General features: G+C 72.9%; 11 protein-coding genes. 4 read left to right on the plus strand and 7 right to left on the minus strand.

The window, feature by feature from the left end; genetic code table 11:
• Positions 1–294 precede the first annotated feature (294 nt).
• Positions 295–738, minus strand: coding sequence for a MarR family winged helix-turn-helix transcriptional regulator (locus IE145_RS13920; protein WP_189525365.1), 444 nt, complete (start codon positions 736–738; stop codon positions 295–297).
• A 122-nt stretch (positions 739–860) separates the two neighbouring features.
• Positions 861–1,970 carry an IS701 family transposase gene (locus tag IE145_RS13925; protein ID WP_229825553.1) on the minus strand — a complete coding sequence of 370 codons (1,110 nt, stop codon included), beginning with the start codon at positions 1,968–1,970 and terminating at the stop codon, positions 861–863.
• A 122-nt stretch (positions 1,971–2,092) separates the two neighbouring features.
• On the opposite strand from IE145_RS13925, the gene IE145_RS13930 reads away from it, so the two are divergent.
• Entirely contained in the window at positions 2,093–2,719 is a 627-nt protein-coding gene (locus IE145_RS13930; protein WP_189525366.1) for a TetR family transcriptional regulator, read from the plus strand.
• Between the two features lie 311 nt (positions 2,720–3,030).
• Here the strand turns inward: IE145_RS13930 and IE145_RS13935 are convergent, their stop codons facing one another.
• Together IE145_RS13935 and IE145_RS13940 are read right to left on the minus strand one after the other, a co-directional pair.
• Positions 3,031–4,275 carry a serine hydrolase domain-containing protein gene (locus IE145_RS13935; protein WP_189525367.1) on the minus strand — a complete coding sequence of 415 codons (1,245 nt, stop codon included), beginning with the start codon at positions 4,273–4,275 and terminating at the stop codon, positions 3,031–3,033.
• Between the two features lie 62 nt (positions 4,276–4,337).
• On the minus strand, positions 4,338–5,291 hold the full coding sequence (locus tag IE145_RS13940) for an aldo/keto reductase (RefSeq protein WP_189525368.1): 954 nt from the start codon (positions 5,289–5,291) through the stop codon (positions 4,338–4,340).
• Positions 5,292–5,755: 464 nt separating this feature from the next.
• Here IE145_RS13940 and IE145_RS13945 point away from each other — a divergent pair, with 464 nt between their 5' ends.
• Entirely contained in the window at positions 5,756–6,646 is an 891-nt protein-coding gene (locus IE145_RS13945; protein WP_189525369.1) for a glycoside hydrolase family 19 protein, read from the plus strand.
• A gap of 124 nt (positions 6,647–6,770) precedes the next feature.
• Here IE145_RS13945 and dnaN read toward each other — a convergent pair whose 3' ends face one another.
• Complete coding sequence (dnaN, locus tag IE145_RS13950; RefSeq protein WP_189525370.1) at positions 6,771–7,910, minus strand: DNA polymerase III subunit beta; 1,140 nt, start codon at positions 7,908–7,910, stop codon at positions 6,771–6,773.
• Between the two features lie 418 nt (positions 7,911–8,328).
• Here dnaN and IE145_RS13955 point away from each other — a divergent pair, with 418 nt between their 5' ends.
• Positions 8,329–9,858: a helix-turn-helix domain-containing protein gene (locus tag IE145_RS13955; protein ID WP_189525462.1), complete on the plus strand. Its 1,530-nt coding sequence runs from the start codon at positions 8,329–8,331 to the stop codon at positions 9,856–9,858.
• Here the strand turns inward: IE145_RS13955 and IE145_RS13960 are convergent.
• A complete protein-coding gene (locus IE145_RS13960) occupies positions 9,752–10,867 on the minus strand; it encodes an ArsR/SmtB family transcription factor (RefSeq protein WP_229825540.1) in 1,116 nt (371 codons plus the stop codon). The two genes, IE145_RS13955 and IE145_RS13960, sit on opposite strands and share 107 nt — an antisense overlap.
• A 140-nt stretch (positions 10,868–11,007) precedes the next feature.
• Here IE145_RS13960 and IE145_RS13965 point away from each other — a divergent pair, with 140 nt between their 5' ends.
• Positions 11,008–11,388 carry a hypothetical protein gene (locus IE145_RS13965; protein ID WP_189525371.1) on the plus strand — a complete coding sequence of 127 codons (381 nt, stop codon included), beginning with the start codon at positions 11,008–11,010 and terminating at the stop codon, positions 11,386–11,388.
• Positions 11,389–11,468: 80 nt separating this feature from the next.
• Here IE145_RS13965 and IE145_RS13970 read toward each other — a convergent pair whose 3' ends face one another.
• Positions 11,469–12,899 carry an FG-GAP repeat protein gene (locus IE145_RS13970; protein WP_189525372.1) on the minus strand — a complete coding sequence of 477 codons (1,431 nt, stop codon included), beginning with the start codon at positions 12,897–12,899 and terminating at the stop codon, positions 11,469–11,471.
• Positions 12,900–12,993 lie beyond the last annotated feature (94 nt).

The raw sequence follows: 12,993 nt of genomic DNA on the forward strand, positions 1-12,993 counted from the left end.
CTGTAACAGGCGAGGCGATGGCAACGGTCCCCCTCGGTGGATGGGCGATCTCACGGCGGGATCCGGCCGTGCGAGCGAGCCGCGCGGTCCGACTGCGAGATCCGGCTGCGAGGCCGCGAGATCTGGCTACGACAGAGAACCTACGGGTTTCTATTTGCATGGTCAAGCAAATAGATTGAGGGTTCGTGTGATCCGGGCCACAGTCTTGTCGGCTTCAGGGGAAGCCCGAACATGCAAAGACGGCGGGAGGCGGCCGGGTTGCCCCGGCCGCCTCCCGCCGTCGTCGTGGTCGCGTCAGGCGGCGCTGCGCAGCGCCTGCACCGCCCGGGCGAGCTGGGCGTCGGCGCTCGCGGTGTTGAGGGCCGAGCTGAGGACGTCGGCGTACGTGGCGCGGGCTTCCTGGTAGCGCTTGCGGCCTTCTTCGGTGATGACGGCGAAGACGCCGCGCTTGTCGTCGGCGCAGCTGTCCTTGTAGGCGTAGCCGGCGCTGTCGAGCCGTCCCACCAGGCGTGTGACCGAGCTCTGGCCCAGCCCGATGTGGTCCGCCAGCTCCTGCATGCGGCACTCGCCCTTCTCGGCCTGGTGGAGGGTCTCCAGGGCCCGGTACTCGGACAGGCCGACCCCGTAGCGACGCTGGAGGGTGTGCGCGAGCTGGCGTTCCACGAAGGCGTGCAGGCCGAGAACGGCCTCCCACATGGCCTGATCGGAGGCGGCGCGTGGCTGCTGGTTGATCGTCATGGAACAGCTCCCCTTCTCGACTGCGATACCAACAAGATACATGCCCATGCAATCATCTGGGGGGTGTCGGCAGCTACGAGAGTGGGTCCTGGCCGATATTTATTTGTATGCGCAATGAAAAGTCAGGGGTTCAGGCTTTCGAGGGTGCCACACGTGTAGGCGGCCGAGACGAGTGTCATGTGCCGGTGCCAGCCGGGGAAGGAGCGGCCCTCGAAGTCGAGCAGGCCGAAGTCCTCGCCCATGTGCCGGACCGCGGACCGCGCGCCCTGGGCCGAGTGGGCCAGCTCCAGCAGTTCGGCCGGATGGCGGTCGGTGATGTTCGTCAGCCAGATCCGGCCCGGGCGCCCCGCTTCCCCGTCCCACTCGGCCAGCAGCCGTCCGGGCCCGTGGGCCTTCTCGCCGCTCGGGCGGATCCCGCGCACGGGGGTGTCGTACGAGATGATCCGGCGGCCCGCGCCCGCCGGGTGCCGCATCCCGCGGCGCAGCAGCAGGGCGCGCGCCGACGGCCGCTCACCCGGCGGCACTTCGGCTCCGCCGAGGGCGGTCTGGCCCGGGATGGCGAGCACGAAGGAGTGCCCGCTGCCCTGGAGTCGCCGCGCCAGCTCCGGGGTGTCGCACAGGGCTGTCAGGTCGGCCACCACGGGGGCGGTCTCCCCGTCCGTCCAGGACGTCATCTCCTGGACCAGGTGCAGGGCGTGGTCCCCCGGCGACTGCGGCCGGGCCGTCGCCGGGATCTTCGCCCGGTCCCGTACGGCGGGGTCCTGGGTGAACCGCGGGGGCAGGAAGAGCTGCCAGTCGACCGGGAGGTGTGCCTGCCCGGCGTTCAGGAAGAGGCCCAGCCCCAGCTGGCAGTTGACGGTGCGCCCCGACTCGGGCAGGAAGCGCTGGTGCACGCCGGGCGAGTGGTTGCCCCGCTTGGGCAGCACCGTCGGCGCCAGGGTCCAGCTCCGCACCGGCAGTGACCGGGTGGCCCAGCGGGCCAGCCGGCCGCGGACCGGGGTCCAGTCCCAGGGGCTGGCGTTCACGAACTGGTGCAGCGACGGCGACGTCGCCTCGGAGCCGGTCACGGTGGCGGCCATGCGCCGCACGGTCTTCTTGCCGTGCGTGCGCAGCAGGCCCTGTAAGTACACATGCCCCCAACGCTGCTGGTCGGAGCGGTGCAAGTGGCCGAAGAGGAGGCGGGACAGGTCGTCCAGCGCTCGGCCCGTCGCCATCTCGGGCGTTTCGTGCATCGTCGTCACTGCGAGTCCCTCCCAGGTGAGCGTCCGGTGAGCAGACTAACAAACATAGAGAATGTTCGTTATATTTCTGAGGGAGAAGAGTGGCGACTTACCGAGGTTCAAGGAGAAGGCGCATGCAGGAACGGGCGGCCAGGACCCGTCAGGCCGTGCTGGAGGCGGCGGCCGAGGAGTTCGCCGAGCGCGGTTACGAGGGCGCCTCGCTCCAGCGGGTGGCCTGTCGGGCCGAGACCTCGATCGGCGCTCTGACCTTCCACTTCCGGAACAAGACCGCCCTGGCCGAGGAGGTGCGTCTCACGGGACGTGCGCGCTTCTGCCGCTCCCTGGCGGAACTCGCCCCGGCCGCCGATCCGTTACGGGAGCTGCGGGTCCTGATCGGCACCCTGGCCCGGCTGGCGCGCGAGGACCGCTTCGTCCGCGCCGTACGCCGCCTGGAAGCCGGCCCGCCGGACGGGGTTCCGCCGTTGGCCGAGACCTGGATGCCCGTCCTCCGCGCCCTGCTCGACCGGGCCCACGGTGCCCGGTGGCTCCGCCCGGGTGTCGCGCCCGAGGAGGCGGAGGCCATGCTGGCGCACCTGGCGGAGGGTGCGATGGCCGCCCCCGGCACGCCCCGGGGGGCGGCGTGGGGCGCGGTCTGGGACTCCGTCTGGGACGTGGTCCTGCACGGCCTCGCCGCGGACCGGAGTGAAGGGGACGTCCGGGGCGACCGGGACGGCCGGGAGCCTTCGCGGGCGGAGGGCTGACGGGCCCGTTCGGGCACGCTCAACCGGCCTCGACCGGGAGTCTCCGCAGGCCGAGGGCTGACATCCCCGTTCGGGCACGCACAACCGGCCCCGACCGGGAGTCTCCGCAGGCCGAGGGCTGACATCCCCGTTCGGGCACGCACAACCGGCCCCGACCGGGAGTCTCCGCAGGCCGAGGGCTGACGCCCCCGACCGGGCACGCACAACCGACCCCGCCGTCAGCCCTCCGTGGGCGGAGGGCCGACGGGCCCCGGCCTGATGGTGGCCGGGGCCCGCCTCGTACCGCTCCCGCCGCCGGGCGGGCGTAGTCGTCAGACCGCCCGCAGCGACCGGTCCACCGCGTCGGCCACCTCGTCCAGCAGCCGGGCGCCCGGGCCCGCCGTCAGCCGGCCGCGCACCCAGGCGGCGCCGGTCCGGGACCGGGGCCAGGCCTGGTAGGTGACCGACCCGGGGCCCTGGTGGCCGAAGGCGCCGGAACGGACGGCCGGGTGCAGCCCGTCGTCGAGGAGCTGGAGGCCGCCCTCGCCGTAGGCGCTGACCCCGCCGAGCAGCGGGTCCAGGCCCTCGGCCCAGAAGCTCCGCGCCTGGTCGAGCGTGCGCCGCGACAGCAGCAGCGGCTCCTCGCCCGGAGCCCGTACGGCGTCGGCGGCCAGGACGCCCTGAAGCCGGGCGAGACCGCGGGCCGACGCGTACGCCCCCAGGGAGGGGATGACCGCGTAGCGCCGCCGGCTCTCGCTCCACACCCCGGCGTCCGCCGGGAACGGGCACGGGTTGTTCCACACCCGCCCCGACAGCTCCGCCGCGCCGCTGTCCTCCCCGCCGTCCGGCGCCGGGAAACGGGAGCGGAAGTCCGCCCCGTACGAGATGCGGGCGGTGTGCGGCAGTTGGTCGGGTACGAGACCGAAGTGGACGTCCAGGCCCAGGGGGCCGGCGATCTCCTCCAGGAAGAACAGGTCGAGATCGCGGCCGTCGACCCGGCGGACCACCTCCGCGACGATCCACCCCGCGGTCCACGGGCCGTGCAGCACGCCCCCGGCCCGGGGATCGTCCTCCAGGCCGTGCAGTTCGAGGAGTGCGGCCATCATGCGCGGGTTCTCCACGTCCCGCTGGTCGAGCCCCGCCTCCACGGCGGGGAGCCGGGCCGTGAAGGTCAGCACGTCCCGCAGGGTCACCGCGCTCTTGCCGCGCGCCGCGAACTCCGGCCAGTACTCCGCGACCGGCCGGTCCAGGGCGAGTGCGCCCATGTCGGCGAGGAGCAGGACCGTCGTGGCCAGAACGGCGTGGGAGCCCGTCAGCAGCGGTACGAGGGTGTCGCCGCTCCACGCGGCCCCGGTGACCGGATCGGCGGTGCCCTGCCACAGGTCGACCACCAGTTCACCGTCCTGTACGACAGCGAGCGCGGCTCCCCGGGTTCTCGGGGGGCCGGCTTCCCTGCAGGCCCGTTCGAAGGAGTGGCGCACCGAGGCGAACCCGGACGCCGTGGTGCCGTGGACGTCGGCGGTCGCCGCCCGCGGCCGGGGCCGCGGGAGGACCTGCCGTACCAGTGAGGTCGTCATGTCAGGAACTCCAGAAGTGGTGGAGAGTCGGGGCAGCGGTGCTCGGGTGGCCCGGGCCGGGCTCACACCTCGGCGGATCCCGCCGGATAGGGCAGGAACTCCAGGTCGGTCAGGTCCTGTTCGGTCAGCCGGAGGCGGGCCCCGCCGAGGTTCTCCGCGAGGTGGTACGACGCCCGGGTGCCGGGCAGCGGCACCACGTGGTCACCGAGCCGGAGCAGCCACGCCAGGGCGACCTGGGCCGGAGTGGCCTCGTGCCGGGCCGCCACCTGGGCGACGGCCTGCGCGAGGGCGTGGTTGTGGCGGATGGCCCGCGGGGCGAAGCGCGGCTGGGTGTGCCGCCAGTCGCCCGGCGGCAGGTCCTCGGGACGGGACAGCGTGCCGGTCAGCAGACCGCGCCCGAGCGGGGCGCCGGCCAGCAGGGCGATCCGCCGCTCCACCGCGTACGGGACGACGTCGTCGAGACCGCACCGGGTGAACAGGGAGACCTCGGCGCCGATCGCCGCCGCCTCGTGCACGGCCTCGGCCTCCCGGGCCTGCTCCACGGTCACGACGGGCAGTCCGAGCATGCGGATCTTGCCCGCCCAGACCTGCTCGGCCAGCGCCCCCCAGCTTTCCGTCAGCGGGACCGCGGGGTCGATCCGGCGCAGGAGATAGAGGTCGATGTGATCCACCTCCAGCCGGCGCAGACTCGCGTCGACCGCGTCCCGCAGCGCCTGCGGTCCGCCCGCGGGCCGCAGCACCCCGTCCGGGTTGCCCAGCAGGCCGCCGCCGGTGCAGAGCACCACCTCGTCCCGTCGGCCGCGGATGGCCTCGCCGATCAGCCGCTCGTTCTCGCCGTCCGCGTAGGCGTCGGCCGTCTCGACCAGGTTGACCCCGAGGTCGACCGCCTCCTGGACGAGGGACACCGCCTTGGTCCGGTCCCTCGTTCCGGGGGCGTAGCGGTACGAGAGGCCCATGGCTCCCAGTCCCAGCCGGCCGACGACCGGTCCGTCCCTGCCCATCGTTGTGGTCCGCATCCCGGGCGAACCCCCTTCTCCACAGAGGAATGTGACCCCCTCATGGCAGCAGTCCGAGCAGCCGGAGCACAGCATTCCGTTCCTACTTGCCGACCTTCGACGACTTCGGAAAGTCGGGCGGCCGGCGACTTCGGGAAGTCCGTCGCTCCCCGCCGGGAGGGAGTCCGGGTGTCCCGTGCGGGAGGCCCGATGGCGTCCCGCATGGTGGACGGCCCGGAAATTTTCTGCCCTCGGCTCGGCCTCGGTCGCGGCGCGGACCGGGGGGATGCCCGCCGGGATCGGGCCAGTTGGGGGGTGGGGCGGCGTGATCGCAGGGCAGTGGCGGGGCCGGGCGGGGCGGAAGCGCCCGTGTCACGAAAGCTGGTCTAGACCTTGACAGGTCCAGACCATCTTCGCTTGGGTGTCGGGCACCCCCACAGCGGCGCACGGCCGGACGTAGCGCCGCGTCCAAGGAGTGTGATCACGTGATCCGACGTGTCATGAGCCTGCTGGTCGCGCTCGTCGCGGTCGTCGCGGCGCTCGTCGTCCTTCCCGCCGCCACCGCCCAGGCCGCCACCTGCGCCACGGCCTGGAGCTCCTCCGCCGTGTACACGAACGGTGGCACGGTCTCGTACAACGGCCGTAACTACACGGCCAAGTGGTGGACCCAGAACGAGCGCCCGGGTTCGTCGGACGTGTGGGCCGACAAGGGCGCCTGCGGCACCGGCGGGGGCGGTGAGGACCCGGGCCAGGGCAACGGATTCGTCGTCAGCGAGGCCCAGTTCAACCAGATGTTCCCGAACCGGAACCCCTTCTACACCTACCAGGGCCTGACCGACGCCCTCAGCGCCTACCCGGCCTTCGCCAACACCGGCAGCGACGAGATCAAGAAGCGCGAGGCCGCCGCCTTCCTCGCCAACGTCAGCCACGAGACCGGCGGGCTGTACTACATCAAGGAAGTCAACGAGGCGAACTACCCGCACTACTGCGACACGAGCCAGCCCTACGGCTGCCCGGCCGGCCAGTCCGCGTACTACGGCAAGGGCCCCATCCAGCTGAGCTGGAACTTCAACTACAAGGCGGCCGGTGACGCGCTCGGCATCGACCTGCTCAACAACCCCTACCTGGTCGAGCAGAACGCCGCCATCGCCTGGAAGACCGCCCTCTGGTACTGGAACACCCAGTCCGGCCCCGGCGCCATGACCGGCCACAACGCCATCGTGAACAACGCCGGCTTCGGCGAGACGATCCGCTCCATCAACGGTGCGATCGAGTGCAACGGCGGCAACCCGGCCCAGGTCCAGAGCCGGATCAACAAGTTCACGCAGTTCACCCAGCTTCTCGGCACCACCACCGGTTCCAACCTGAGCTGCTGAACCTGACCCGCTGAACCTGAGCTGCTGACTCAGGGTCCTCGACGGGACCCGAGAACCCCACCCGAGCGGGGGGTGTGTCCGGCGCGAGCCGGAGCGCACCCCCCGTCCCGGCGTCCGGCCCCCGTCACACCAACTGCGGCCGCACCGACATCAGCAGATGCCGATGGGCGTCCGGTCCCGCCCCGTCCGTGATCAGCGCCCGCTGGCCCGCCCCCAGCAGCTGGATCCGCAGGGCCGGCCCCGCGAACGACGCCAGCGCGTCCGCCAGATACGCCGGGTTGAAGGCCACCGTCAGCTCCTCCGCCCCCTCCAGGGCGGCCGGCAGCCGCTGGGAGGCCACGTCGTCCTCGTAGCCCGCCCGGAGCGCCACGGAGGCGTCGGCGCGGGAGAACGTCATCTGCACCGGGCTGTCCCCGTCGGCGACGACGGAGACCCGCTTGACCGCCTCCGCGAGCCGGGCCCGGTCCACCACCGCCACGGCCGGGTCCTCCAGCGCGAACAGCTTCTCGTGGCGCGGCAGCCGGCCCTCCAGGAGCCGTACGGTGGTCCGCATGCCCGCGTGCTCGAAGCCCGCCGAACCGGTGTCCAGGGCCAGGCTCACCAGCCCGGAGCGGCCCAGCGAGCGGGCGATCTCGGTGAGCCGGCGGGCGGAGACGAGGACGTCGGCGCTCTCGCCGGGAGCGGTGGCCTTCCACGGGACGGTCCGCACGGCGAAGCGGTAGCGGTCGGTCGCGGCGAGCGTCATCGTGTCGCCGTCGAGGCTCAGCCGGATCCCGGTGAGCACGGGCAGGGTGTCGTCACGTCCGGCGGCCACCGCCACATCGGCCACCGCCGCCCCGAACAGCTCCGCGTCCACCGCGCCCCGCACCCGCGGGAGCGGGGGCAGCGCCGGGTAGTCGTCGAGCGGCAGCACGGAGAGGCCGAACCGGGCCCCGTCGCCCGAGACCGTGAACCGCGACCCCTCCACCGCGCACTCCACGGGGCCCTCGGGCAGCACCTTGCAGATGTCCAGCAGCCGCCGCCCCATGACGAGCACCCTCCCGGGCCGCAGGACCTCGGCCGCCACGTCGATGCGCGCGGACGCCTCGTAGTCCAGCCCGGAGATCCGCAGCCGCCCGGCCCCGGATCCGGACCCGTGCCCGGCCCCGGCTTCCGTGTCCAGCAGCAGTCCGCCCAGTACGGGGACGGGCGAGCGCACGGGCAGGACACGGGCCGCCCAGGACACGGCCTCGGTCAGGACACTGCGTTCGATGCGGAACTCCATGGGGCGCCTTCCTCGGACGTCGAAGCCGTCGGCCGACTCCTCCGTACGACGTTACGAGGCACCACTGACAGCGATGAGGGGCGCGGCTCCGGCGCGGCTCGTGCGCGGCCCAGGCCCGCCCCGACGCGCGGGAACGCGGCAACCGGCGACAGCGACCACCCCCGTGAGCCCCTGCCGCCGCGTTCCCGCGTTCCCGTGTTCCGGCTTCCCCCGTCCCGTCCTCCCCGGACGTGCCGGAACACGTTCGGACGATAGATCGGGGGGTAGGGGCACCGGGAGGTTCAATGCGCCCAATGGGGCCGCCGCCGGGGTATCGGTCCGCACAGTCACAATGGCCGGATCACCGGGGACACGGTCGTGTCCCGGACGGAACGGGGGACTGATGCGTTCAGGGGAGCGTGCGGACGATCTTCTGCGGATGCACCGGCTGGCCCGCACCGGCGGAACGGCCGAGCTGCTGCGCTGGCTGGCCGGGCGGGCCGAGGGCTGGGCCGGGCTCGTCGGGCAGGACGGGACGGTGCTGCACGCCGCGGCCCGTACGGAGGGGGCGAAGGTCCCCGATGTCGCGGGACTCGTCGCCGAGGGGGCGAGCGCCCTCACCGAGCGCGGGGTCCAGGCGTATTCCGTGGACACGGGCGCGTACACCGCCCTGCTCTTCCCTCTGGCCGCCTCCCCTCCGGGCGTGGCCGCCCCCGCCGCTCCCGTGCTCGCCGTCGTCACGCCGCGGCCGGTGGCCGCCGGGCTCGCCGTGCTGCTGGCGGACGTCGTCCTGCCGCTGTCCCTGTGCCTCCAGACCGAGACGCTGGAGCGCAGGCGCCGCCGGGTGGACCTCGCCGAGTCCCGGGGACGCGAGGCGGTGCTGCACCTGCTGATGACGGGTCAGCTCTCCATCGCCCAGCAGGTCGCCGGTGCGCTGCGCCCCCGGCTCCCCGACCCGGTGCGGGTGTGCGTCGTGGAGTGTTCGGGCGGCGGGCGCGACGAGGTGGCCCGCGTCTGCGTGGACGCGGACGGCGGCCGCTCCTGGATCGTGCGGTGCCCCGTCTACGCCCGCCACCTCATCCTGGTCATGCCCGCGGAGGAGGAGGCGCCGGAGCCGGGGGCCGTGTCGACCGACGAGGCCGTCGCCGCCCGGGTGGGCGACTGCGTGGTCGGTGTCAGCGAGCCCGTGCCGCTGGCCGACACCGCGACCGGCTACCGGCAGGCCTTCCACGCCCTGCCCGTCGCCCGCGAACTGCCGTCCCGGCACGCCCGGTTCGGGGCCTCGCAGGATCCCGCGCTCGTCGTCGGACCGGCCGGCCGCCGGTGGGCGAACGAGCTGCTGAACCCGCTCCTGACCCATGTCCCGCGCCGCGCGCAGGACCCCGGGAGCCAGGAGCTGCTGGCCACGGCCGCCTCCTGGCTGGCGTTCTCGTCGCACGCGACCGACCATCTCAAGATCCACCGCAACACCCTCGCCGCCCGGCTGCGGCTCATCGGCGAGCTGCTCGGCCTCGACCTGCACCGGCTGGCCGACCAGTCCGCCCTCGATCTGGCCCTGCGCGTCCGGGCCGCCCCCGCTCCGGCGTGCATCCCCGAGCCCGCTCCGGCGTGCGCCCCCGAGAACACGCAGCCGGTGCCCCCGGTCCCGTCGACTCCGTACGCCCCCGGCTCCGATACGTCGGAGGGGGTGCGCGGCCTTGACCGCGTCCTGGGCCGCCCGGCCGTCCGCGACTGGGCCGACCAGCAACTGGCCCCCGTCCTGGGTGCGGAGGAGACCCTGCGCACCTGGTTGCGGTGCGAGGGCCGCCTCGGCCCGGCCGCCGCCGAGCTGGGCATCTCCGTACCCGGCACCCGTAAACGCCTCACCCGGCTCGAAACGGTGCTCCAGCGCTCCCTGCTGCGCCCCCCGACCGCCCGCTACGACCTGTGGCTGGCGCTGAGGTCCCGGGACCTGGCGGGAGCGGCCTAGAGGCGGCCTGGGCGGGGTCCGGGCCGCAGCACCACGAGCCGCCCCTCCGTCCCTGCGCAAGCTCGCGCCCGAGCGGGGTCAGGGCGTGCACCACCTCGCCGCCCCTGCGCGTACTGGTGATGAGCTTCGTGGTGCGCAGCACCGACGCGTGCTTGCTCGCCGTCCCGATCGAGACACCGATGCGCCGGGCCAGTTCGCCCGTCGCGCACGGCGAGGCCAGTGCGCACAGGGCCATCGCCCGGGTCCGCCCCAGCAGTTCGGGCAGGCCGTCGGCCGGGTCCGCCGACGCGGGGCGACGGCTCACGGGGTAGACGAGTACGGGCGGGAGTTCGGGGTCGATGAGAGTGACGGGACGCTCGGTGCAGAAGAAGGACGGGACCAGCGAGATGCCCCGCCCGCCCAGGTGGAGGTCCCCGTCCCGCGGATAGTCGGCGACCAGCGTGGGCGGCTCCCAGCGGATCGACGGCGACAAGGTGTTCAGCAGCCGCTCGGCTCCGCCCGCCAGCACGTCCCGGCCGTGGTGGGCGCGGTCGGCGTGCACCACGTCGTCGATCAGGTGCAGCTGCGGGGCGAGGAGTTCGCGGAAGTACGTGAGGAAGGCCCCGTCCAGCTCCTGCCGGGCGGCACGCTCGCCCTCCGCGAGCCGCCGGAGCCACGTGGACGGCCTGCGCTGCCCGAAGCATCCGGACAGTTCGGTGCGGAGGCGGGCCGCCGGTGTGGCGAGCACGAGGTCACGGGCGGCCTCCAGGCCGCCCTTGTGGGGCGGGGTGAGGAAGTCCGGGAAGTCCCCCCGGGGCGGGACCAGCGTCGTGAGCAGCCGGATCGGGCTCCTGAGGTCGCTGCGGGCCAGCCGTTTCCGTACGTGCCGCAGCCACGGCGCGTATGCGGGGACGGTCGGCCGCCTCTGGAGGATGTGCAGGCTGTTGACCAGCTCCCACATGGGGTCAGGGCGAGGAGCGACCGTGATGCGTGCCAGGTCGTCCGCTGTGAAATGGATACGGAGTGTCATGAATCCCCCGAAATGAACGCATCCGTTTTCTGTGTGCCGAAAACCTTTCGACCCGTTTGCGTGGGTCTCCCCATCATCGAAGCAGCTCGTAAACGAGCGATGAACGAACGCAGGAGCGACCTGAAGGGGGATGAAGGCACATGCGTCTGATTCGGGGGACCATCACCAGGACCGCGATGGCGGCCACCGCGCTCGCCACCGGCGCCGTGCTCACGATGGGCGGAACGGCCGGTGCGGCGCAGGCCGCCGGCACGATCCACGGCTGCCCGTCCGGTGCCGTCTGCCTGTACCCGGGCGCGGGCTGGAACGGCGACAAGCCGAGTCACCGGTTCTACTCGTACGGGGTGCACAAGATCTACGACCAGTACGGCACCAAGCGCTGGTTCAACAACCAGACGGGCGGCGCGAAGGCATACCGGTGCAAGGGGTCCAACGGTACCGACTGCGGGGGAAACCAGCGGGCCGGAACGTACTACGACTACAACTTCACGCCGATCAACTCCGTGAAGCTCGCCGAGTGATACGGGTCCGGTGACACCGGAGGGGTGACACCGGCGGCGCGGGATCTCCACGAGATCCCGCGCCGCCTCGTCCAGGCCGCCTAGTGCCGGTGGTCGCCACCCAGGTACAGCCAGTCGCCGCCCGACAGCCCGAGCGAGCCCGGGCCGAAGGACGCCGACGACGTGTAGAGAGGCAGCCCGGACGTGCCGCCGGGCAGGGCCCACACCGCGCCCTGGCCGTTCTCCTGTGCCGCACCCACCACGAGGTCGGGCCGTCCGTCCTTGTTCAGGTCCCCGGCGCTGACCGTCGCGCCGAACCGGTCCCCGGCCTCCACCGCGCCCGGCACTCCGGCGGTGCCCTGCGTGAACGCGTAGGAGCCCGAGCCGAGTTGACCCGTACGGCGGCCAGGAATGACCACGACGCCTCCGGCGCCCGCCTTCGTGCCGATCGCCTCGCCGGGCGTCCCGACGATGATCTCGGCCGCGCCGTCCTTGTTCAGGTCGGCCACCGCGACCGACGCCCCGAACGCGTCGTCGCGCTCCCCGCCGCCGGGCACGCCCGCCGTGTCCTGGTGCACGGTCATCGGCGCCTTGTCGTACGCCACACCCGTCCTCGACCCGAACCACACGTGCACCGCCCCGCCGAGGTGGCCGATGGGCCCCTCCTCCGGGTGCGGGTCGTCGGGGTCGCCGAGCACGACGTCCCCGTAACCGTCCCCGTTGACGTCCCCCACCGCAGCGATGAGCCCGTCGCCGCCGTGCAGCCGGTTCGGCCTCTCCATGGAGGAGTTCACGTACACCGGCCCGCCGCTCCAGCCGCCCATACGGCCGTTGACGAGAACACGGTCGGCGGCCTTGTCGCCGTTCAGGTCCCCGTAGGCGGCGGCGTTCATGTAGCCGGTCTCGTCGTGCAGGTAGGACGAGGCGGCGACCTGATCGGTCCGCTTGAACGGCCCGTTCAGACGGGTTGCGTTGTTGTTGTTCACCACGAGGACCTGCGCCCCGTCGGGGCCTGACCAGGCGGCGACGTCCCGCCCTGCCTGCCCCTGCTGTTCCAGCAGCGTCGGCAGCGCCACGCCGGAAACCGGGCCCTGTTTCCCGCCCCACAGCACCACGACTGCTCCGGCCGACAGCGTGGAGCCGATCTTCTCGTGCGGCGATCCGACCACGATGTCGGCGAACCCGTCCTTGTCGAGGTCCGCGAGGGCGATCGACGACCCGAAGGCATCGCCCTCCTCCGCCGCCCCCGGCACGCCCGGCGATGCCTGCGTGATCACGGCCCGCTTGGCGGCGGAGACGCCGTTGGCCGACCCGTAGAGGACGACGATCGCGCCGGCGTACGCCTTTCCGGCGACGGTGGCGCCGGGCGCGGGGAGGACGATGTCCCCGTATCCGTCCCCGTTGATGTCGTGCGGGACCGGCAGCGCCGTGGCCCCCGCCGTCCCCCCGGACAGCGTGGTCGCGGCGACGGTCATCGCGGCGGTCGCGGCCAGTACGGCGAAACGTCTGGTCCGAGCTGTGTGTCCGGTCATCTGTGGTGCCCCCACCCTTGGTTGCTTCTGTGTGTGGGGATATTCAGCCACGAGCCCTCGTGCGTCCGTCACGCGGGGCCTTATGATCACACTG

Source organism: Streptomyces sindenensis, from assembly GCF_014649035.1.
GTDB lineage: Bacteria > Actinomycetota > Actinomycetes > Streptomycetales > Streptomycetaceae > Streptomyces > Streptomyces sindenensis.